The sequence below is a fragment of the Stenotrophomonas sp. VV52 genome (assembly GCF_002893095.1).
Taxonomy (GTDB): domain Bacteria; phylum Pseudomonadota; class Gammaproteobacteria; order Xanthomonadales; family Xanthomonadaceae; genus Stenotrophomonas; species Stenotrophomonas aracearum.
In genome coordinates this window covers 116636-137153 of the sequence record NZ_PKQQ01000006.1, presented here as the reverse complement: position 1 = coordinate 137153, position 20518 = coordinate 116636, and the positions used below count along the sequence as shown (strand labels likewise).

16 protein-coding genes are annotated in these 20518 nt (G+C 68.2%); 9 read left to right on the top strand and 7 right to left on the bottom strand.

What is annotated here, in order from left to right:
- The first annotated feature begins 27 nt into the window (after positions 1–27).
- Together C2U58_RS20390 and C2U58_RS11690 are read left to right on the top strand one after the other, a co-directional pair.
- Positions 28–2610 carry a methyl-accepting chemotaxis protein gene (locus tag C2U58_RS20390; protein WP_102946014.1) on the top strand — a complete coding sequence of 861 codons (2583 nt, stop codon included), beginning with the start codon at positions 28–30 and terminating at the stop codon, positions 2608–2610.
- Positions 2607–5243 (top strand): excinuclease ABC subunit UvrA, encoded by a 2637-nt coding sequence (locus C2U58_RS11690; RefSeq protein WP_102946013.1) that lies wholly within the window; start codon positions 2607–2609, stop codon positions 5241–5243. The genes C2U58_RS20390 and C2U58_RS11690 overlap by 4 nt, the downstream gene beginning before the upstream one ends.
- Here C2U58_RS11690 and C2U58_RS11685 read toward each other — a convergent pair.
- The 4 genes from C2U58_RS11685 to C2U58_RS11670 form a co-directional block, all read right to left on the bottom strand.
- Entirely contained in the window at positions 5236–5799 is a 564-nt protein-coding gene (locus C2U58_RS11685; RefSeq protein ID WP_102946012.1) for a TlpA disulfide reductase family protein, read from the bottom strand. The two genes, C2U58_RS11690 and C2U58_RS11685, sit on opposite strands and share 8 nt — an antisense overlap.
- Positions 5796–8159 (bottom strand): protein-disulfide reductase DsbD domain-containing protein, encoded by a 2364-nt coding sequence (locus tag C2U58_RS11680; RefSeq protein WP_172448131.1) that lies wholly within the window; start codon positions 8157–8159, stop codon positions 5796–5798. The genes C2U58_RS11685 and C2U58_RS11680 overlap by 4 nt, the downstream gene beginning before the upstream one ends.
- Positions 8159–8497 (bottom strand): divalent-cation tolerance protein CutA, encoded by a 339-nt coding sequence (gene cutA, locus C2U58_RS11675; RefSeq protein WP_102946010.1) that lies wholly within the window; start codon positions 8495–8497, stop codon positions 8159–8161. The genes C2U58_RS11680 and cutA overlap by 1 nt, the downstream gene beginning before the upstream one ends.
- A 126-nt stretch (positions 8498–8623) precedes the next feature.
- A complete protein-coding gene (locus C2U58_RS11670) occupies positions 8624–10408 on the bottom strand; it encodes an endonuclease (RefSeq protein ID WP_102946009.1) in 1785 nt (594 codons plus the stop codon).
- Positions 10409–10725: 317 nt separating this feature from the next.
- Between C2U58_RS11670 and C2U58_RS11665 the strand changes: the two genes are divergently transcribed.
- The 5 genes from C2U58_RS11665 (at position 10726) to C2U58_RS11645 (ending at position 15064) form a co-directional block, all read left to right on the top strand.
- Positions 10726–11013: a co-chaperone GroES gene (locus tag C2U58_RS11665; RefSeq protein ID WP_102946008.1), complete on the top strand. Its 288-nt coding sequence runs from the start codon at positions 10726–10728 to the stop codon at positions 11011–11013.
- 61 nt (positions 11014–11074) lie between these two features.
- The gene (groL, locus tag C2U58_RS11660; RefSeq protein WP_102946007.1) at positions 11075–12721 is read left to right on the top strand and encodes a chaperonin GroEL; all 1647 of its coding nucleotides are present in this window, start codon (positions 11075–11077) and stop codon (positions 12719–12721) included.
- A gap of 318 nt (positions 12722–13039) precedes the next feature.
- Positions 13040–14113, top strand: coding sequence for a 3-deoxy-7-phosphoheptulonate synthase (locus C2U58_RS11655; RefSeq protein ID WP_102946006.1), 1074 nt, complete (start codon positions 13040–13042; stop codon positions 14111–14113).
- A 185-nt stretch (positions 14114–14298) separates the two neighbouring features.
- Positions 14299–14568 (top strand): DUF1778 domain-containing protein, encoded by a 270-nt coding sequence (locus C2U58_RS11650; RefSeq protein ID WP_102946005.1) that lies wholly within the window; start codon positions 14299–14301, stop codon positions 14566–14568.
- 4 nt (positions 14569–14572) lie between these two features.
- On the top strand, positions 14573–15064 hold the full coding sequence (locus C2U58_RS11645; RefSeq protein ID WP_102946004.1) for a GNAT family N-acetyltransferase: 492 nt from the start codon (positions 14573–14575) through the stop codon (positions 15062–15064).
- On the opposite strand, the gene C2U58_RS11640 is transcribed toward C2U58_RS11645, so the two are convergent.
- Positions 15043–15660 (bottom strand): trimeric intracellular cation channel family protein, encoded by a 618-nt coding sequence (locus C2U58_RS11640; RefSeq protein WP_102946003.1) that lies wholly within the window; start codon positions 15658–15660, stop codon positions 15043–15045. The genes C2U58_RS11645 and C2U58_RS11640 overlap by 22 nt on opposite strands.
- A gap of 83 nt (positions 15661–15743) precedes the next feature.
- Here C2U58_RS11640 and C2U58_RS11635 point away from each other — a divergent pair, with 83 nt between their 5' ends.
- Positions 15744–16019, top strand: a complete 276-nt coding sequence (locus C2U58_RS11635) for a GIY-YIG nuclease family protein (protein ID WP_102946002.1) — start codon at positions 15744–15746, stop codon at positions 16017–16019.
- A 9-nt stretch (positions 16020–16028) separates the two neighbouring features.
- Here the strand turns inward: C2U58_RS11635 and C2U58_RS11630 are convergent, their stop codons facing one another.
- On the bottom strand, positions 16029–17309 hold the full coding sequence (locus C2U58_RS11630) for an NAD(P)/FAD-dependent oxidoreductase (protein WP_102946001.1): 1281 nt from the start codon (positions 17307–17309) through the stop codon (positions 16029–16031).
- 153 nt (positions 17310–17462) lie between these two features.
- Between C2U58_RS11630 and C2U58_RS11625 the strand changes: the two genes are divergently transcribed.
- Entirely contained in the window at positions 17463–18083 is a 621-nt protein-coding gene (locus C2U58_RS11625; protein ID WP_102946138.1) for a glutathione S-transferase, read from the top strand.
- Here the strand turns inward: C2U58_RS11625 and C2U58_RS11620 are convergent.
- Complete coding sequence (locus tag C2U58_RS11620) at positions 18080–20266, bottom strand: primosomal protein N' (RefSeq protein ID WP_102946000.1); 2187 nt, start codon at positions 20264–20266, stop codon at positions 18080–18082. The genes C2U58_RS11625 and C2U58_RS11620 overlap by 4 nt on opposite strands.
- Positions 20267–20518: the final 252 nt, after the last annotated feature.

Below are 20518 nucleotides of genomic sequence, written 5' to 3'. Positions count from 1 at the left end.
GATGCGTCATTCCGCTTGGAGTACGCAATGTCGGCCTTCCCCCGCCGCCTGTGGTTGTCCCTCACCCGACGCGGTGAGTCCGTTCCCGTCCGGCATGCCCTGCGCGACGGGCTGGTTGCACTGCGCCGGCTGAGCGTGGCGCGCAAGCTGAAGATCAGCCTGGTCGCCTGTGTATCGGGCCTGCTGCTGGTGGCTATCGTGTACGCGTGGACACGGTACAACAGCGAGCGTGCTGCTGACACGTTCGACAGGCACCAGCAGGTCACCGGGCTGGTGGCGGCACTCGGCACCCAGGTCGCAGACGCCCGCCGCCTGCAGACCCGCTATGCAACCAGCTTCGACGATGCCGACCGCCAGGCGCTGCAGCAGGCACGGCAGCACCTGCAGGAGTCGCTGGCCGGTCTGCAGCGCGCTGCCGCAGGCAATGGCAAGGCGGAGGCGTTGCAGGCACTGGCCGCACGCATCGCCGAGTTCGCCGACGGCATTACCGCGTTGAACGCACGCGTGGATGAAATGGGGCGTGGCGAGGAAAACCTGCGCGCGCAGGTGGAGGCCGCGGCGACCACGATGGAGGACGCCCTGGCCACGGTGCAGCGCCCGGCGCTGGACGCGCAATGGCAGACGATTCGCCGGCAGGAGGCGATGCTGCTGCTCACCGGCGATTCCGCCCACACCGATCGTGCCAGTGAGGCCAAGCTGCCGTTCGAGCTGGCGGTGGCCGCGCCGGGCCTGCGTTCGGACGCACAGGACGCGCTGCGCGCGGCGATGGACGCCTATCAGGGCGCATTGCTGGGCTACACCGCCGCGCGGGTCGGGCTGGACATCGAGGCGCAGTCGCTGGCCGACACGGCCGCGCAGATCGCGCCCAGCCTCGAACAGGTCCAGCAGGTGCAGGCCGCGTCGCTGGAAGCGGCGCGCGGCCGCCTGCAGAGCCAGGCGCGGGCCATGACCGCCGTGTTCGCGGTGACCCTCCTGCTGGTGGCGATGCTGCTGGTCGCCACCCTGCTGCTCACCCTGCAGGCGGTGCAGCGCCCGATGGCCGACACCCTGCGCTTTGCCGAGGACATCGCAGAAGACCGCTTGGACACGGTGCTGGTCGTGCGCAATCCGCACGACGAGTTCGGGCGGTTGGCGCAGCGGCTGCTGCACATGCAGGGCCGGCTGCGCAGCCGGATCGAGGCCGAGCGTGCGGCCGCGCGCGACAACACCCGCGCCCGCCAGGCGCTGGACAGCGCCCAGACCGGGTTGATGGTGCTCGAGCCGGACGGCAGCATCGGCTTCCTCAACCGCGCGCTGTGCAGCGCACTGGGTTGCACGCCGGAACAGTGGCGCGGCGAGCCCGCGCATCGGCTGCACCCGGTGTTCGCCAACGTGGCCGCGCAACTGCAGCGTGGCAAGGGCAGCGCCCATGATGTCGAGCAGGGCGGCGTCCGCTACCAGCTGGTGCTCAACCCCATCCTGGACGAGGGCCAACTGCTCGGCGCGGCAGTGGAGTGGCGCAGCCGCGCGCTGGAGACCACGGTGGAAACCGAGGTGGCCGCGCTGGTGGACGCGGCCGCGCACGGCGAGCTGGATGCGCGCATCGCCGTGCATGACAAGCAGGGATTCGTGCTGACCCTGGCAGTCAGCATCAACCGGCTGCTGGACACCTTCCAGGGCAACCTGGCCGGGCTGCAGGTGCTGCTGTCGGGGCTCGCACGCGGCGACCTGGGGCTGCGCATGCAGGGCGACTTCCAGGGCGTGTTCGCACAGATGCGCGACGACGCCAACGCCAGCGTGCAGCAGCTTTCCGACATCGTGGTGCGCATCCAGCAGGCTACCGGCGCGATCCATGGCGCGGCCGACGAGATCGTCGCCGGCAACCGCGACCTGGCCGAGCGCACCGAGCGCCAGGCCGCGCACCTGGAAGAAACCGCCTCGTCGATGGAGGAACTCACCGCCACCGTGCGCCAGAACGCCGATTCCGCACTGCAGGCCAATCGGCTCGCGGTAGGCGCCGCGGACATCGCGGTGGAGGGCGGCAGCGCGGTCGCGCAGGTGGTGGCGACCATGCACGACATCGCCGCCTCGTCGCGCCGGATCGGCGACATCACCGGGGTGATCGACGGCATCGCCTTCCAGACCAACATCCTGGCGCTCAACGCGGCCGTGGAAGCTGCACGTGCCGGTGAACAGGGGCGCAGCTTCGCCGTGGTGGCCGGCGAAGTGCGCCTGCTCGCGCAGCGCAGTGCCGATGCCGCGCGCCAGATCAAGACCCTGATCGAGGCGTCGGTGGAGAACGTGAATGCGGGCACCCGCCAGGTCGACCAGGCAGGTGCGACCATGACCCGCATCGTCAGCAGCGTGGAGCAGGTCACTGCGATCACCGCCAGTATTTCGGCCGCCTCCCAGCAGCAGAGCGAGGGGATCGAACAGGTCGGCAAGACCCTGCTGCAGATGGACGGCAGCACCCAGCAGAATGCCGCGATGGTGGAGGAGGCCAGTGCATCGGCGCAGGCCATGCAGCGACAGGCCGGGCAGTTGTCCGAAGCGGTGGCCGCGTTCGTGCTGGAGCGGCCGGCGGCGCCCGTCACCAGGCGCATGCGCGCGGTGGGTATGCTGGATGCATGAGCACCCGAAAGAAGCCCTTTGCACCCCGCGCTGCCGCTGACGCGCTCGTGCGCGTTCGCGGTGCCCGCGAACACAACCTGAAGAACGTCGACGTGGACATTCCACGCGACGCACTGGTGGTGTTCTCGGGCATCTCCGGTTCCGGCAAGTCGTCGCTGGCCTTCGGTACGCTGTATGCCGAGGCGCAGCGGCGCTACCTGGAGTCGCTGTCGCCGTACGCGCGGCGGTTGATCGACCAGGTCGGCGTGCCCGACGTGGATGCGATCGAAGGCCTGCCCCCGGCGGTGGCGCTGCAGCAGCAGCGCGGCACCGCCAGCGTGCGGTCCAGCGTGGGCAGCGTGACCACGCTGTCCAGCCTGCTGCGCATGCTGTACTCGCGTGCCGGTACGTATCCGGCGAAACAGCCGATGCTGTACGCCGAGGATTTCTCGCCGAACACGCCGCAGGGTGCCTGCCCGAACTGCCACGGGCTGGGCCACGTGTACGAGGTGACCGAGCAGTCGATGGTGCCCGATCCTTCGCTGAGCATCCGCGAACGCGCCATCGCTGCGTGGCCACCGGCCTGGCACGGCCAGAACCAGCGCGACATCCTGGTCACGCTCGGCTACGACGTCGACATTCCCTGGCGCGACCTGCCGAAGAAGCAGCGCGACTGGATCCTGTTCACCGAAGAGCAGCCGGTGGTGCCGGTCTACGCAGGCTTCACCCCCGCCGAAACCCGCGCTGCGCTGCGTCGCAAGGAAGAGCCCAGCTACATGGGCACGTTCAGCGGCGCGCGGCGCTATGTGCTGCACACCTTCGCCACCACCCAGAGCGCCATGATGAAAAAGCGCGTGGCGCGCTACATGGTCGGTACGGTGTGCCCGGTCTGCGAGGGCAAGCGCCTGAAGCGCGCATCGTTGTCGGTGACGTTCGCCGGGCTGGACATCGGCGCGCTGTCGCAGCTGTCACTGGCGGCCATGGCCGACGCGCTGCGACCGGCCGCCGAAGGCCGATTCGAAGCGCCTGCGGCACGCGCACCGCGTAGTCGTGCCGCCGGGCGCAAGGCAGAGCAGGCGCGGGTGGCCGCCGGCGGCCTGCAGCACGCAGGCAGTAGCGACGTGCGCCGTACCCCGGACCTGTCTGAAGAAAAGCGCATTGCCGCGCAGCGCATCGCGCAGGACCTGGTGGAGCGGATCGGCACGCTGGAAGCGCTGGGGCTGGGGTATCTGTCGATGGACCGCGCCACGCCCACGTTGTCGCCGGGCGAGCTGCAACGGCTGCGCCTGGCCACCCAGATCCGCTCCAGCCTGTTCGGCGTGGTGTACGTCCTCGACGAACCGACCGCCGGCCTGCATCCGGCCGATGGGGAGGCGCTGTACGACGCACTGGACCAGCTCAAGGCCGGTGGCAACACGTTGTTCGTGGTCGAGCACGACCTGGAGATGCTGCGCCGCGCCGACTGGCTGGTGGACGTCGGCCCCGGTGCCGGCCAGCATGGCGGGCAGGTGCTGTACAGCGGTGTGCCGGACGGTCTTCGCACGGTGAAGGCATCGGCCACCGCGCCTTACCTGTTCGATACCCACGCGGCCATGCGCCGCACGCCGCGCGAACCGGCCGGCTGGCTGGAGCTGCGCGGTATCCATCGCAACAACCTGCATGGGTTGGACGCACGCTTCCCGCTGGGCGCGTTCTGCGCGGTCACCGGCGTGTCCGGCTCCGGCAAATCCAGCTTGGTCAGCCAGGCGCTGGTGGAGCTGGTTGGCGACCACCTGGGCCATGAGCCGCCGGCAGCGGAGACCGACGACGACCTGCCGCAGCCGAGCCGGATCGAGCGCACGCGCGGCCGCCTGCATGCCGGGCAGGCCGCGATCAAACGACTGGTCAACGTCGACCAGAAGCCGATCGGGCGCACCCCGCGTTCCAACCTGGCCACCTACACCGGGCTGTTCGACCACGTGCGCAAGCTGTTCGCGGCAACCCGCACGGCCAAGGCGCGGCGGTACAGCGCCAGCCGCTTCTCCTTCAACATGGCCCAGGGGCGCTGCGAAACCTGCGAAGGCGAGGGTTTCGTGCACGTGGAACTGCTGTTCATGCCCAGCGTGTACGCGCCATGCCCGACCTGCCACGGCCAGCGCTACAACGCCAAAACCCTGGAGGTGGAGTGGAACGGCCGCAACATCGCGCAGGTACTGGCGATGACCGTGGAGGAGGCGCTGGCGTTCTTCGTCGACGAAGCGGTGGTGCAGCGCCCGCTGCAGCTGCTGCGCGACATCGGCCTCGGCTACCTGCGGCTGGGCCAGCCGGCCACGGAACTGTCCGGTGGCGAAGCGCAGCGCATCAAGCTCGCCACCGAACTGCAGCGCAGCCAGCACGGCAACACCCTGTATGTGCTGGACGAACCCACCACCGGCCTGCACCCGGCCGACGTGGACAAGCTGATGGCGCAGCTGCACGGCCTGGTCGACGCGGGCAACACCGTGGTGGTGGTCGAGCACGACCTGCGCGTGGTCGCCGATACCGACTGGGTGATCGACGTGGGCCCGGGCGCGGGCGAGCAGGGCGGCCAGGTGGTTGCCGCCGGCACGCCCGAGCAGGTGAGCCGTTCGAAACAGGGAAAGACCGCCCGCTATCTGCGGCGCTTCTTTACCTGAGGCTCGCCCACGTCTCCACTTCGCCTGCGGCGAACGGCCCGAGCTTCTGTTTGACGATCCTGCCCTCGGCGTTCACCAGCACCGAATACGGCAGCAGCCCCTGCGCATTGCCCAGGCGCACGCTCGCGTCATCCGGCGCGGGCTGCTCGACCACGATGGGGTAGCTCACCGGCACCTGCTGCAGGTAGTCGCGCACGCCGTCGGGCGTATCGATGGCCAGGCCGACCACCTGCACGCCGTCGCCGGGCTGCGCGGCAGCGAACGCGGCCAGCATCGGCATCTCCTCGATGCAGGGACCGCACCAGCTGGCCCAGACATTGATCAGCAGCGGACGGCCATGGAAGCGGGCGAAATCCACCGGCGCGCCGTCCACGTCGGGCAGGGTGATCGCCGGCATCGGATCGCCGGGCCTGGCCGGGACGGCGGCAGGACGTTCCGCCGCAGCAGACCGGGGTTCCTGCGGTTCACGCGCGAACTGGTAGAGGCCGGTGCCCAGGCCCATTGCCGCCGCGATCAGCCCTGTCACCAGCAGCGACCTGCGCGGCGGCGCGCTCATCGTGCGGTGCGCAGCAGCGCTTCTTCGACCAGCGCCTGGGTCAGCACGGTGGGCAGTACCGTCGGCGGTGCGCCCGGGCCGTACACCACGTACAGGGGCACGCCGACCGCCTTGTGTTCATCCAGGAACGCGGTGATCTGCTCATCGACATTGGTGTAGTCGCCGCGCATGTACACCGCGTTGGTCCGACGCAGCGTTTCCTCGAACGCGTGGGTGCCCAGCACCGCACGTTCGTTGGCCTTGCAGGTCACGCACCAGTCGGCGGTCATGTTGACGAACACCACGCGATTGTCCTGGCGCAGGCGGTCGAGCATCTGCGGCGAATAGGCCACCACGTTGTCGGCGGTGGGCGCTGCGACCTTGCCCGGGGCGTCGATGCGGGTCACCGCCCACACCGGCACCAGCGCACCCAGCAGCAGTACCAGGGCCAGCACCGCGCCCACCCGCTGGCTGCGCCAGCGGCTGCGCTCGAACCACCACAGCGCCAGGCCCAGTACCACCAGTCCGGCCAGCACCAGCGCCATGGCGTCCACGCCGCGCTGCTTGCCCAGCACCCACAGCAGCCACAACGCGGTGCCATACATCGGGAAGGCCAGCACCTGTTTCAGCGTTTCCATCCATGCGCCGGGGCGCGGCAGGCGCCTGGCCAGCGACGGTACGAAGCCGATCAGCAGGAACGGCAGCGCCAAGCCCAGGCCCAGCACCAGGAACACCAGCATCGCCGGCAGGGCCGGCGCGGTGAACGCGTAGGCCAGCGGTGCGCCCATGAACGGCGCCACGCACGGACTGGCGACCACGCAGGCGAGCACGCCGGTGAAGAAATCGCCGACCGGCCCGCTGCGCGAGGCCAGCGACTGGCCCACGCCGCCGAGGCTGCCACCGAGCGTGAACACGCCCGACAGGCTCAGGCCCACGGTGAACATCAGGTACACCAGCGCGGCGATGAACCACGGGTGCTGCAGCTGGAAGCCCCAGCCGGCGGCCTGGCCCGCCGCACGCAGGGCAAGCACCAGCGCGCCGATCGCAGCGAACGCGACCAGCACGCCGGCGGTGTACCAGAGGGCATGGCTGCGCGCGCGCTGGCGGCTCTCGCCGCTCTGCGCCACGCCCAGCACCTTCAGCGACAGGATCGGCAGCACGCACGGCATCAGGTTGAGGATCAGGCCACCGGCCAGCGCCAGCAGCAGCGCCGCGATCAGCGTGGTCGGGGTGGCGTCGCTGCTGGTCGGCGGGGGCGTGCGCTGCGCGTTGTCGGCGCTGGCATCGGGTGCCTCGGCCTGCGCCGCGTCCGCCACCGGCTCGTTCGGGCGGATCAGCATCGGCTGGGTGGCAATGCCATTGGCCTCGCGCGGCTGCGGGCGCTTGTCGCGGCTCACCAGCGGCGCGATCACGTCGCTGCGGCGCACCGCTTCATCGGCGCTGGCATTGACCTTGCCGGCCGGCAGCGCCAGCTTCACGCGGCGCGTCATCGGCGGGTAGCAGATCCCGTCGGTCTGGCAGCCCTGGAAGGTGATCACCAGGGTCGCCTCGGCAGCGTCGGCGACGGTGCGACGCAGCGGCAGCGCGACCTCGGTCTGGTCGAAGTACACCGCCACGTCGCCGAAGTGTTCGTCGCGGTGCGACTTCGCCGCGGGCCAGCGCGGGGTGTCGGCGCGGATGCCGGGGGCGCCTTCCAGCTTCAGCGAGGTGCGGTCGCGGTACAGGTAGTAACCCGGCGCCGGGCTGAAACGCAGCAGCACGGTGTTGCCGTCGCCGACGATGGCCTCGAAGCCGAATGCGCGTTCGGAAGGCAGCGGCAGCGCCTGGGTGCTGGCCGTTCCAGGCAGGCGCAGCCCACCGCCGGCGTCGCCGCCCAGCGGGTTGTTGAACGGCGATGTCGCCGCGCCGTTGAAGGCCGGAGTTACCGCAGTGTCGCCCCGAGCGGTTCCGCCGGGCAGCTTCACCTGCAGGCTGCGCTTCTGCGGCGGGTAGCACACGCCTGCATCGGCGCAGCCCTGGTAACGCACTTCCAGCGTCACCATGCCGGCATCGTCGGTGGCCTTGCCCGGCAGCACGGCGACCAGACGGTCGCGGTAGGTTTCCACTTCGCCGAAGAAGTCGTCGTGGTGCTTCTTGCCGGCCGGCATCTGCAGCGCCTCGGCGACGAAGGCCGCGTCGCTCTTCACCGTGGTGCGGTGGCGATACAGGTAGTAGCCCGGCGCGATCTTCCAGCTGACCTCGATATGCCCGCGGTCGCGCGCCTGCGCGCTCAGCCCGAAGGCCTCATCCACCGGCAACAGGTCTTTCTCGCTGACGGCCAGGGCCGGCAGGGACACCACGAACAGCGCGCACAGCGCGGCAAAGCGACCAAACAGCGTCATCAATCGGTTTCCTCTCGGGTCTGGGCCCGAATCCAGTCCAGGTAGGCCGGCAGGCCAGCGCGGGTTTCGACCGCGATGCACTCGGGGAGTTCATACGGGTGCAGCACCTGCACCCGGGCGATGGCCGCATCCAGGCGGCTGCCGGTGGTCTTGATCAGCAGCTGGACCTCGGCGTCCTCGGTGACCTCGCCGTGCCAGCGGTAGGTCGAATGCGCCCCGTCCAGCCGTGTCACGCACGCGGCCAGGCGTTCTTCCACCAACGCGTGCGCCAGCCGCGCCGCGGTGGCGGCGTCAGGGCAGGTGGTCAGAAGAATGAATACGGAATCGGCGGTCGACATGACCGCCGATTATAGGGATGGAATTCCCCCGCTGCCGGCCGGCCCAAGGCGGGGCCGGCCAACATTACGGCACTGCCGGCCAACACAACGGGTAGTGCCGGCCGCCGGCCGGCTCCACGTAACCCGTCAGTCAGCGAGCTGGCAGCTCGCCGGCTTGGCCGAAGTGAACAGCGCCGGCGTAGCCCACTCGGGGTGGTCGATGAACGGATTGCGGTTGCCCTGGAAGCTGAAGACGACCTCATTGCGGGCCTTTTCAGCCGCGTTGGGCGGATCTGCAAGGTGCCACTCGATCAGCGTCGAGAGCAGCCCCATGTACGCCGGCGAGGACGAGGTCTTGACGATTCTGCTGCGGTCGTCGGTCAGCTCCAGGTCCGGTTCGGACTGCCCGGTCGCCGCGTCCTTGCCGCCCTCATAACGGATCGCCATGTACATCACCGCACGCGCCATGTCGCCCTTGCGCTGGCCCCACACTTCGAAGGTGCCGGTATTGCCGTCCGGGCTGCGCACCCAGTTGGAATTGCCCGGGTATCCGCCGCTGCCACCGCCCTGGCCGTTGTTGTTCTCGGTGGCGCGCTCGCCGCAATTGACGTCGCACTTGGCGAACGGCTTGTTGCCGCGGTCCGCGTTCCATTGCGCGTCGGTCAGGTACAGCATGTGGGTATCGGTGTAGGGCGCATACGGCAGGCCCTTGTCGCCGGTGGTGCTGGCAAAGCCCAGCGAGTTGGGCCAGGTGTGTTCGCGGTTGTAGGTCAGGCCGCTACCGGTGCCCGCGCGGTCGCTGACCTTGGCGTAGCTGCGGTTGCGGTACGCGTCCAGGATCCGGCCGCTGTTGTTGGGATCCTCGTCGGCGATCTCCAGGATGGTCCAGGTGCTGGTCCCCGAGCCGCTGTACGGATACGAGGTGTGGCCCTTGATCGTCTCATGCAGCGAACAGCGCAGCTGGCTCGGGCTGGAGGTGTTCACCTTCGAGTAGTAGCTGCCCGGGTCCGGGTCGGGACCGGGGTCGGTGCCGCCTGCGGCGACGTTGAAGGCAATGCGGGTGTCCGCAGCCGGACGGGCGCCCTGCGCATCCTTGATCCGGGCGGCCCGGATATCGAACCGGCAGGCTTCACCGGCGACCAGCGCGGTATTGGTGGACAGGGTGAAGGTGGTGCCGCTGGTGGCGTGGGTGAGCGGCACGCTGCCGGACTGGCCGCAGCTGAGCACGAACGCGCCGCTGCTGAGCGTGACGGTCTCGCTGAAGGTCACGGCCAGGTCGGCGGCGGCCGGGAAGGTGGTGGCGCCCTGCTCGGGGGTGGTGGTGCGGACCGAGGGCGGGGTATTCGGGCCGGTGCCGCCGCTGCCGCTGAAGGTCTGGCCGTTGTTGCAGGCACCGAAGGTCTGCGCCGCCGAGGGCGCCCAGGTGAAGTGGGCGTACTGGCTGCCGCTGCCGGTGAGTTGGAGGGAGGTGCCCGGCGCGGTGCTGTTGGTCTCGCTGACCGGGATGTTCTGGCTGGTCAGCCCGGCCGCCGGCCCGCTGGCGGCGGTGACGGTGCCTTCGTAGCTGATGAACTGCACCACCTTGCCGCTGCCATCGACCAGCGCGATGCCGTCGTTGGCGCCGTTCTGCAGGCCGTTGGTGGGGTAGGTGACGGTGGCGAGGCTGGCCTTGCCGCAGCCGGCGGCCGTGCCGGCAGGTACCGGGTTGCTGGCATACACCGTGGCGGCGGACGGGGCGCTGCCGTTGTACAGGTACAGCGTGTAGCTGCCGAGGTCCTCGCCGCCGGTGGCGACGACCTCGATCGCCTCACCGACGTCACCGGCGGGGGTGCTGTCGTCGTAGTGCAGCTCATTGATGAATACGTCGGCGCGGGCGGGGCCGGCGGCCAGCGCCAGCAGGCACGCCAGGGAAAGCGGTGTGGGCAACCTCATCTACGGCTCCTTGTGATTGGGTTTTGCCCGCCGAATCTAGCCAATCCATATGACACATCTATCGATATGTCGTATTCGGCACGCCGCAATGGGACGTGCGTCAAGAAATTGGCGGAACTTTGTCGGGTTGAGCCTCTCTGACGATTCCCCATCTGCGAAAAATTCGGGTCCGGCCCCTTGAAAGGCACAGGTGGGCCACCATCTCTGCCCTGTCCCGCACTGGCGGGTTTTTTCACGAGCGGTGCTGGCAGTCACCTTGGGTGAGTGCTAACATCGCCGGACTTTGTCTGACCAATCAATAACTTAAGAGGTCCCACATGAGCATCAAGCCGCTTCACGACCGCGTTGTGGTCAAGCCGATCGAAGCCGACGAAATCTCCGCCGGCGGCATCGTGATCCCGGACTCGGCCAAGGAAAAGTCGACCAAGGGTGAAGTCGTGGCCGTGGGCCCGGGCAAGCCGCTGGACAACGGCAGCGTCCGCGCGCCGTCGCTGAAGGTCGGTGACAAGGTCATCTATGGCCAGTACGCCGGCAGCAGCTACAAGAGCGAAGGCGTGGAATACAAGGTCCTGCGCGAAGACGACATCCTCGCCGTCATCGGCTGATTGATGCCGCCGGGCCGAGCGCCCGGCCACCTGTCCCCCAATTATTCAGAAGGTAATCGCAATGGCTGCCAAGGAAATTCGTTTCGGTGAAGACGCCCGTTCGCGCATGGTGCGCGGCGTCAACGTTCTCGCCAATGCCGTCAAGGCCACCCTGGGCCCGAAGGGCCGCAACGTCGTGCTCGAGAAGAGCTTCGGCGCCCCGACCATCACCAAGGACGGCGTGTCCGTCGCCAAGGAAATCGAACTGGCTGACAAGTTCGAGAACATGGGCGCGCAGATGGTGAAGGAAGTCGCGTCGCGTACCAATGACGACGCCGGCGACGGCACCACCACCGCCACCGTGCTGGCCCAGGCCCTGATCCGCGAAGGCGCCAAGGCCGTTGCCGCCGGCATGAACCCGATGGACCTCAAGCGCGGTATCGACAAGGCCGTGGTTGCCGCCGTCGCCGAGCTGAAGAACATCTCCAAGCCCACCGCCGACGACAAGGCCATTGCCCAGGTCGGTACGATCTCGGCCAACTCGGACGAGTCGATCGGCAACATCATCGCCGAAGCGATGAAGGAAGTTGGCAAGGAAGGCGTGATCACCGTTGAAGAAGGCTCGGGCCTGGAAAACGAGCTGGACGTGGTCAAGGGCATGCAGTTCGACCGCGGCTACCTGTCCCCGTACTTCATCAACAACCAGCAGGCGCAGACCGCCGACCTGGACGACCCGTACATCCTGCTGCACGACAAGAAGATCTCCAACGTCCGTGACCTGCTGCCGGTGCTGGAAGGCGTCGCCAAGGCCGGCAAGCCGCTGCTGATCGTGGCCGAGGAAGTCGAAGGCGAAGCGCTGGCCACCCTGGTGGTCAACACCATCCGTGGCATCGTCAAGGTCGTGGCCGTCAAGGCACCGGGCTTCGGCGACCGTCGCAAGGCGATGCTGGAAGACATGGCCGTGCTGACCGGCGGTACCGTGATCTCCGAAGAGATCGGTCTGTCGCTGGAGAAGGCCACCATCAACGACCTGGGCCGCGCCAAGAAGGTGCAGGTTTCCAAGGAGAACACCACGATCATCGACGGCCTGGGCGACAAGGCCGCCGTGGAATCGCGCGTGGCCCGCATCAAGACCCAGATCGAAGACACCTCGTCCGACTACGACCGTGAAAAGCTGCAGGAACGCGTGGCCAAGCTGGCCGGCGGTGTTGCCGTGATCAAGGTCGGCGCGTCGACCGAAATCGAAATGAAGGAAAAGAAGGACCGCGTCGACGACGCCCTGCACGCTACCCGTGCGGCGGTCGAAGAAGGCGTGGTGCCGGGCGGCGGTGTTGCCCTGGTCCGTGCGGTCACCGCGCTGGCCGGCCTGAAGGGCGCCAACGAAGACCAGAACCACGGCATCCAGATCGCCCTGCGCGCGATGGAAGCCCCGCTGCGTGAAATCGTCGCCAACGCCGGCGAAGAGCCGTCCGTGATCGTCAACAAGGTCAAGGAAGGCACCGGCAGCTTCGGCTACAACGCCGCCAGCGGCGAGTTCGGCGACATGCTGGCCTTCGGCATCCTGGACCCGACCAAGGTGACCCGTTCGGCCCTGCAGAACGCAGCCTCCATCGCCGGCCTGATGATCACCACCGAAGCAATGGTGGCTGAGGCGCCGAAGAAGGATGAGCCGGCCATGGGCGGCGGTGGCATGGGCGGCATGGGTGGCATGGGCGGCATGGACTTCTAAGGTCCGCGCACCCGCGACATCCTGTCGTGATGCATGCGAAGAACCCCGCCGCGAGGCGGGGTTTTTTGTTGGCCGGCTGCGACCGCAGTTGCGAATGAAACATTTTGCGTCGCACAAAAGCTGTGTTATCTATAGTCCCCAATGAACGCACGCCCCGCCAATTCCTACTTTTGGTATTACTTTCCGAAGCCACCGGCGGAGGAAGGCATGCGCTCAACCTGAAGAAAGCTTCAGACGCATACCCGAAAGCCGCCAGCGCACCTGGCGGCTTTTTTGTTGCCGCCGCGCTGGGGACCCCCACCTTCCAGGAGACCCCCCATGCCCCCGCACACCGACGACCTGCGCATCCGAAAACTCGAACCGTTGACCCCGCCGGCGCAGCTGATCGCCATGCTGCCCTGCGACGACGAAGCCTCCGATACGGTGAGTGCCTCGCGCACGGCGCTGCACGAGATCCTGCATGGCCGAGATGACCGCCTGGCGGTGGTGATCGGCCCGTGCTCGATCCACGATCCGGTGGCTGCCATCGAATACGCCCATCGCCTCAAGCCGCTGCGCGACGCCTACGCCGGCGATCTGGAGATCGTCATGCGCGTCTACTTCGAGAAGCCGCGCACCACCGTCGGCTGGAAAGGCCTGATCAACGATCCGGACCTGGACGGCAGCTTCCAGATCAACAAGGGCCTGCGCATCGCCCGCGGCCTGCTGCGCGACATCAACAAGCTGGGCCTGCCGGCCGGCGTGGAATTCCTTGACGTGATCTCGCCGCAGTACATCGCCGACCTGGTGGCCTGGGGCGCGATCGGCGCGCGCACCACTGAAAGCCAGGTGCATCGTGAACTGGCGTCGGGGCTGTCGTGCCCGGTGGGCTTCAAGAACGGCACCGACGGCAACATCAAGATCGCCGCCGATGCAGTGGGCGCCGCCTCCAACCCGCATCACTTCCTGTCGGTCACCAAGCAGGGCGACACCGCCATTGTCGCCACCGCCGGCAACCCGGACTGCCATGTGATCCTGCGCGGCGGCAAACAGCCGAACTTCGACGCGGCCAGCGTGGATGCGGCCAGCCAGACCCTGGGCAAGGCGCACCTGCCGGCGCGGCTGATGATCGATGCCAGCCACGCCAACAGCAGCAAGAATCCGGAAAACCAGCCCAAGGTGGTTGCCGACATCAACGCGCAGCTGGCCGGCGGTGAAGAGCGCATCGTCGGGGTGATGGTGGAAAGCCACCTGGTCGCCGGTCGCCAGGACCTGGTGGAAGGCCAGCCGCTGACCTACGGCCAGAGCATCACCGACGGCTGCATCGGCTGGGACACCTCGCTGGAGGTGCTGGAATCGCTGGCCCAGGCGGTGCGCGCGCGGCGTGCACGCCGTCTGGCAGCGGCCGCCTGAGGCGGGTGCGGGGCCGGCGGCCGGCCGGCCCCGCGAAAGACCACGCCTACTGAAATCCCTGGTTTATTAATTAGAATCAATTGGATACACCCAACCCAAGTGGCGCAGACTTCAGGCCTCGCTTGAGAGCTCCACAAGGTGTATGTACAATGTATGCACAATCCAGCAACGTGCGAGTGCTCCCCATGGGAACCGCAAGCAAGGTCATCAATTTCCGCGCACCGGCCGACAAGCAGGATCTGATCGATCGCGCCGTGCAGATCAGCGGTGTGAACCGCACCGAGTTCATCCTCGACGCGGCGTGCGACAAGGCGCGCGAAGTCCTGGCCGACCAGACGCAGTTCAACGTGAGTGCGGAGCAGCTGCAGCGGTTCAATGCACTGCTGGACGCGCCGCTCGAAGACAACCCGGCGCTGCGCCGGCTGTTGAGCACGCCCGCACCCTGGGAGCGGTAAGCCCTTGCGGCTCTCCGCTCCCGTACCGCTGCAGGCGGAACATCTGCTTGATGGGTTCCGCTGCAGCGCCCCTGCGCTGACCCGGTGGCTGCTTGAGCGCGCGCACCAGAATCAGGCGTCGGGCGCTTCGCGGTGTTTTGTCAGCTGCGACGATCAGCAACGCGTGGTCGGCTACTACGCGCTTTCCGCTGGCGGGATATCGCACGACACTGCGCCGGGCAGGATCCGTCGCAACATGCCGGATCCGATCCCGGTCATCGTGCTCGGGCGGCTGGCCGTGCATGCAGAGTGGGCCGGGCAGGGAATCGGCCAAGGCCTTCTGAAAGATGCCGTGCTGCGCGCCTTGCAGGCCTGCGGCCAGCTGGGTGCCCGTGCATTGCTCTGCCACGCCATCGATGAACCGGCCAAGGCGTTCTATCTCAAGCACGGGTTCATCGTGTCACCGATCCATCCGCTCACGGTGATGTTGCCGCTTCAGTGGACTTCGTCACGGTAGACGAACTTCGGCATTTCCCACTTGTAGTGGATCGCGAGCAGGCGCAATGCAAAGCCGCCGCCCAGCGACCAGAGCGTGGCCGCATTGAGCGACACGCCCAGCTCCAGCAGGCCCAGCCACGCGGCACCGGTAAACAGCGTGATCACCGCGTACAGCTCCTTCTGGAAGATCAGCGGCACTTCGTTGCACAGCACATCGCGCAGCACGCCGCCGAAAGCGCCGGTGAGCATGCCCGCGATCAATACGATCGGCACCGAGTGGCCGGCGTCGCGCGCCACGGCGCACCCGATCAGCGTGAACGCGATCAGTCCCAGGCCATCCAGCACCAGGAAGGTGCGGCGGAAATGATGCATCCAGCGCGCCAGCCAGGTGGCGATCAAGGCCGCGCAGATGGTGAAGCCCAGGTACTCCGGGTGCTGGACCCAGCCCAGCGGGTAATGGCCGAGCACGATGTCGCGCAGCGAGCCGCCGCCCAGCGCGGTGACGCAGGCGATGATGACCACGCCGAACAGGTCCATGCGCCGACGGCCCGCGGACAGGGCGCCGGTCATGGCTTCAGCGGAAATGGCGATGAGGTAGATGACAGCGAGCAGCATGGGGGAACTCCAGGACGCAGGCGGGGCCGCGTCCGGCGCGGATTCTAGCAGCCAGTATCGCCGCGTCGGTGGATAATCCCGGTATGCCCGCTGAACCCGCCCCCTGGTACGTGTACCTGCTCGAATGCCGAAATGGCAGCTACTACGCCGGCATCAGCAACGACGTGGACGCCCGTTTCCAGGCGCACCTGTGCGGCAAGGGCGCGCGCTACACCCGCGCCAACCCGCCGCTGAAGGTGCTGGCCGTGCGCGCCTATCCGGACCGTGCGGCGGCGTCGAAGGCCGAGTGGGCACTCAAGAAGCAGCCCCGCGAGCGCAAGCTGGCGTGGCTGCAGGCCGCCGACGCGGAACCTATCTGAGCGTGCTGCTCAAGGCCGGGGGCGGCGGTCGTCCTGGTCGTCGCCGAAGATGATCCGCGCGCTGCGCTGGTAGCTCCAGTACGCCACGGCCCAGTTGAGCAGCACCACGATCCGGTTGCGGAAGCCGATCAGGAAGAACACGTGCGCGGCCAGCCAGAACCACCAGGCCAGCACGCCCGACAGCTGCAGCCGGCCCAGGTGCACGATGGCGGCCATGCGGCCGATCGTGGCCAGGTTGCCGAAGTCCTGGTACTTGAACGGCCCGGGCGCCTGCCGACCTTCCAGCCTTGCGCGCACGGTGGCGGCCACGTGCTTGCCCATCTGCTTGGCTGCCGGCGCCACGCCCGGCACCGGGCGTCCATCGGCCTGCTGCAGCGCGGCCAGGTCGCCAGCGACGAAGATCTCGGGGTGTCCGGCCACGGTGAGGTCCGGTTGCACCGGAACGCGCCCGGCGCGATCCAGCGGCACCTCCAGCGTGCGCGCCAGCGGCGAGGCCGCCACACCGGCCGCCCAGACCACCGTGCGCGCGGGAATGAACTGTTCGCCGAGCTGGAAGCCTTCGCTGTTGATGTTGCTCACCGGGGTGCCGGTCAGTACTTCCACGCCGAGCCTCTCCAGTTGTCGGCGCGCCTTGAGCGAGAGCACCTCGGGGAAGCTGGACAGCACGCGCGGGCCCGCCTCCACCAGCCGCACCTTGGCGCTGGCCGGGTCGATGTGGCGGAACTCGTTGCGCAGGGTATGCCGCGCAATCTCGGCCAGGGTGCCGGCCAGCTCCACGCCGGTCGGGCCACCGCCCACCACGGCGAAGCTGAGCCAGGCTGCCTTGCGCGCCGGGTCGGGTTCGGCCTCCGCGCGCTCGAACGCCAGCAGCAGTTTGCGGCGCAGCGCGATGGCATCGTCGAGTGTCTTCAGGCCGGGCGCGTCGGCGGCCCATTCGTCGTGCCCGAAGTAGGCGTGGGTGGCGCCGGTGCACAGCATCAACGTGTCGTAGCCGAGCGTGCTGCCATCAGCCAGGGTGATCTGGCGCGCGTGCTTGTCGAGGGTGGTGACTTCGCCCAGTCGTACTTCCACGTTGCGCTGCTCGCCCAGGATATGGCGCAGCGGTGCGGCGATATCGGGTGCGGACAGGCCCGCCGTGGCGACCTGGTACAGAAGCGGCTGGAACAGATGGTGGTTGCGACGGTCCACCAGGGTGATGCGGACGCGCGCGCTGGCCAGCGCGCGGGTGGCCCAGAGGCCGGCAAAACCACCCCCGATGATGACCAGGTGGGGCAGGGGATCGCGGGTCATGCAGACGCTCCAGGACGGTCGATTCCAATATGCGCATCGTCGCATGTCGGGCTGCATGTGCACGTGCATGCCTGCAACCCGATTCAGCGGCCATCGCAGCGGTACGGCCATCGGCGTATCGTAGCGGCGCACTTCAATGATCAGGAAACCAACATGCTGAAGATCTGGGGCCGGCAAAATTCCAGCAACGTGCGCAAGGTATTGTGGTGCACCGAGGAAATCGGCCTGCCATACGAATCCATCGAAGTGGGTGGTCCGTTCGGTGGCACGCAGTCGCCCGGGTACACGGCGATGAATCCCAACGGGCTGGTGCCGGTGATCGAAGACCAGGGCCTGCCGCTGTGGGAATCCAACACCATCGTGCGCTACCTGAGCGCGCGTTACGCGTTGGGCACGTTGTACCCGGAAGACGCGATGACGCGCGCCCAGGCCGAGAAGTGGATGGACTGGAGCACCTCGCGGATGGCGCCGCTGTACAGCGAACTGATCTGGGGCATCATGCGCACCGCACCGGCCAACCGCGACGAAGCGCGCATCAACGCGGCCGTGGTGCGTGCCGGTGAGCTGCTGGCGATGGCCGATGCCACGCTGGCGCGGCAACCGTGGCTGTCCGGCGAGCAGTTTGCGATGGGCGACATCCCGCTGGGCGCACTTGTCTATGCGTGGTTCGAACTGCCGATCCAGCGCCCGTCGCTGCCGCACCTGGAAGCGTGGTACCAGCGCCTCCAACAGCGCCCCGCATACGTCAAGGCGGTCATGACGCCGCTGACCTAATACAGGTCCATCGGGTCTACATCCAGCGACCAGCGCACCTTCCGCGCCTGCGGCAGCGCGTAGACCTGCGGCATGATCTGGTCCAACAGTGCATGCAGCGGCCGTCGCGACGGCGCCGACAACAGCAGCTGGGTGCGCTGGTAACCGGCGCGGCGCGGCATCGGTGCCGGCATCGGGCCGAACCGCTCCACCGGGCTGTCGTGCGCGATCAGCTCGCGCACGCCGCTCAGCATGGCATTGGCATGTTCCACCTGCTGCGCCTCGGCGCGCAGCAGCGCCAGGTGTGCGAACGGCGGGAAGCCCGCCGCTTCGCGCTGCTGCAGTTCGGCATCGGCGAAGGCGTGGTAACCGCCATTGACCAGCGTTTCCAGCAACGGATGCCCGGGATGGTGGGTCTGCAGCCAGACTTCGCCGGGATCGGTCGCGCGCCCCGCGCGCCCCGCCACCTGGATCAGCTGCTGGGCCAGTTTTTCGCTGGCGCGGAAATCGGCCGAGAACAGGCCTTCGTCGATCCCCACCACGACCACCAGGGTCAGCTTGGGCAGGTCGTGGCCCTTGGCCAGGATCTGCGTCCCGACCAGGATGCCCGCACGGTCGCCCAGCGACGCCAACTGGCTTTCCAGTGCGTCGCGCCGATTCGTGGTACCCCGGTCGATGCGGATCACCGGGTAGTCGGCAAACGCCTCCACCAGATGCTCTTCAAGCCTTTCGGTGCCGATGCCCTGCGGCTGCAGCGCCAGGCTGCCGCAGTCCGGGCAGGCCAGCGGCGCCGGTTGGCGCGCGCCGCAGTGGTGGCACTGCAGGCGGCGCCCGCCAGCGTGCACGGTCATCGGCGCATCGCAGCGCTTGCAGGGCGCGGTCCAGCCGCAGTCGTGGCAGAGCAGCACCGGCGCGTAGCCGCGACGGTTCTTGAACACCAGCACCTGGTGGCCGGCCTGCAGGTGCTGTTCGATACCCTGCAGGACCTCTGGCGACAGGCCGTCCTTCAGCGGGCGCTTGCGCACGTCGAGCACCCGCACCGTGGGCGGTCGGGCCTCGCCGGCGCGCTGCTTCAGGCGCAGATGGGTGTACCGGCCCGCGTGCGCGTTGTGCAGCGACTCCAGCGACGGGGTGGCGCTGCCCAGGACCACGGGAATGTCGAGCGCCTTGGCCCGCACCAGCGCGAAATCGCGGGCGTGGTAACGGATCCCGTCCTGCTGCTTGTAACTGCCGTCGTGTTCTTCGTCCACCACGATGAGGCCGGCGTTGGGCAGCGGTGTGAACACCGCCGAGCGCGTTCCCACCACCACCTGCGCTTCGCCGCGTGCGGCGGCTGCCCAGACCCGCGCGCGTTCGTTGTCGTTCAAGCCCGAGTGCAGCACATGCACGGTGATGCCCAGGCGGCTGCGGAAGCGGGCGAGGGTCTGCGGGGTGAGCCCGATCTCGGGCACCAGGACCAGCGCCTGGCGGCCGCGCGCCAGGCAGTCGGCGATCGCCTGCAGGTACACCTCGGTCTTGCCGCTGCCGGTCACACCATCGAGCAGGAATGCACCGAAACCCTTCCCGGCGGTGATCGCCGCGATCGCGTCGGCCTGCTCCGCGTTCGGGCACGGGCCGGGCCGGAGGCTGGGCAACGCAGCGCTGTGCGCGAGCGCAACGCGTTCGACCAGCCCACGTTTGGCCAAGGCGCGGGCGGCACTGCGCCAGTCATGCAGTGCCTCTTCCAGCAGGTCCTCATCGACACTGCCGTTGCCGAGCAGCTCGGCCAGGCGGTGGGGTCGTGTCCCCGCGCGCAGTTTCACGCCCGGCTCCTGGCCGGCAGGGGTGAGCTGCCAGCCCCAACGATGGGTGTCGGGGACGGGTTCGCCCTTGCGCAACGGGGCGGGCAGGGCAGTGCTGACCACTTCCCCCAGCGGCGCGTGGGTATAGCGGGACAACCACTGCAGCGATGACCAGAGTTCCCCGCCCAGCAGTGGGGCCGGGTCCAGCCACGCCACCGCAGCGCGAAGGGTGGCGCCGTCGGCCACTGTGCCGATTCCGGCCACCACGCCGACCAGCTCGCGGGACCCGAAGGGCACCCGCAGCCGACGGCCGACCATGCCTGCGTGCGGCAGCTCGCCCGGCGGGGGGGCGTAGTCGAACCACTGCGGCAAGGGCACGGGCAGGACGACCTGCAGGGTGGGCGTGGGGGCAGGGGAAAGCATCGGGCCAGTGTAGCGGTCGTGGACCGGCCTGTTCAGTCGGAGAATCCCCTGTCGGGGCCTGCCGTGGAACCTAAATACCGGCTAAATATCCGTGGCTATTGGAGATTCGGTCTTATCCACATCTTCTGTGGATAAGTCTGTGTGCGAGTGTCGAACTCCGAGCTGATTGTCAGGGAGTTCCGCCCTCACACCTGTGTTGGTCAAAAAATAGCCACACAGTAAAATCCAATAAAATCAACACCATGGCTGTGA

Coding starts and splice junctions, on each gene's coding strand:
- C2U58_RS11620 (WP_102946000.1), bottom strand. CDS start 20,266: ATGCTTTCCCCTGCCCCCACGCCCACCCTGCAGGTCGTCCTGCCCGTG.
- C2U58_RS11655 (WP_102946006.1), top strand. CDS start 13,040: ATGCCCCCGCACACCGACGACCTGCGCATCCGAAAACTCGAACCGTTG.
- C2U58_RS11625 (WP_102946138.1), top strand. CDS start 17,463: ATGCTGAAGATCTGGGGCCGGCAAAATTCCAGCAACGTGCGCAAGGTA.
- C2U58_RS11665 (WP_102946008.1), top strand. CDS start 10,726: ATGAGCATCAAGCCGCTTCACGACCGCGTTGTGGTCAAGCCGATCGAA.
- C2U58_RS11650 (WP_102946005.1), top strand. CDS start 14,299: ATGGGAACCGCAAGCAAGGTCATCAATTTCCGCGCACCGGCCGACAAG.
- C2U58_RS11635 (WP_102946002.1), top strand. CDS start 15,744: ATGCCCGCTGAACCCGCCCCCTGGTACGTGTACCTGCTCGAATGCCGA.
- cutA (WP_102946010.1), bottom strand. CDS start 8,497: ATGTCGACCGCCGATTCCGTATTCATTCTTCTGACCACCTGCCCTGAC.
- C2U58_RS11630 (WP_102946001.1), bottom strand. CDS start 17,309: ATGACCCGCGATCCCCTGCCCCACCTGGTCATCATCGGGGGTGGTTTT.
- C2U58_RS20390 (WP_102946014.1), top strand. CDS start 28: ATGTCGGCCTTCCCCCGCCGCCTGTGGTTGTCCCTCACCCGACGCGGT.
- C2U58_RS11685 (WP_102946012.1), bottom strand. CDS start 5,799: ATGAGCGCGCCGCCGCGCAGGTCGCTGCTGGTGACAGGGCTGATCGCG.
- C2U58_RS11640 (WP_102946003.1), bottom strand. CDS start 15,660: ATGCTGCTCGCTGTCATCTACCTCATCGCCATTTCCGCTGAAGCCATG.
- C2U58_RS11690 (WP_102946013.1), top strand. CDS start 2,607: ATGAGCACCCGAAAGAAGCCCTTTGCACCCCGCGCTGCCGCTGACGCG.
- C2U58_RS11670 (WP_102946009.1), bottom strand. CDS start 10,408: ATGAGGTTGCCCACACCGCTTTCCCTGGCGTGCCTGCTGGCGCTGGCC.
- groL (WP_102946007.1), top strand. CDS start 11,075: ATGGCTGCCAAGGAAATTCGTTTCGGTGAAGACGCCCGTTCGCGCATG.
- C2U58_RS11680 (WP_172448131.1), bottom strand. CDS start 8,159: ATGACGCTGTTTGGTCGCTTTGCCGCGCTGTGCGCGCTGTTCGTGGTG.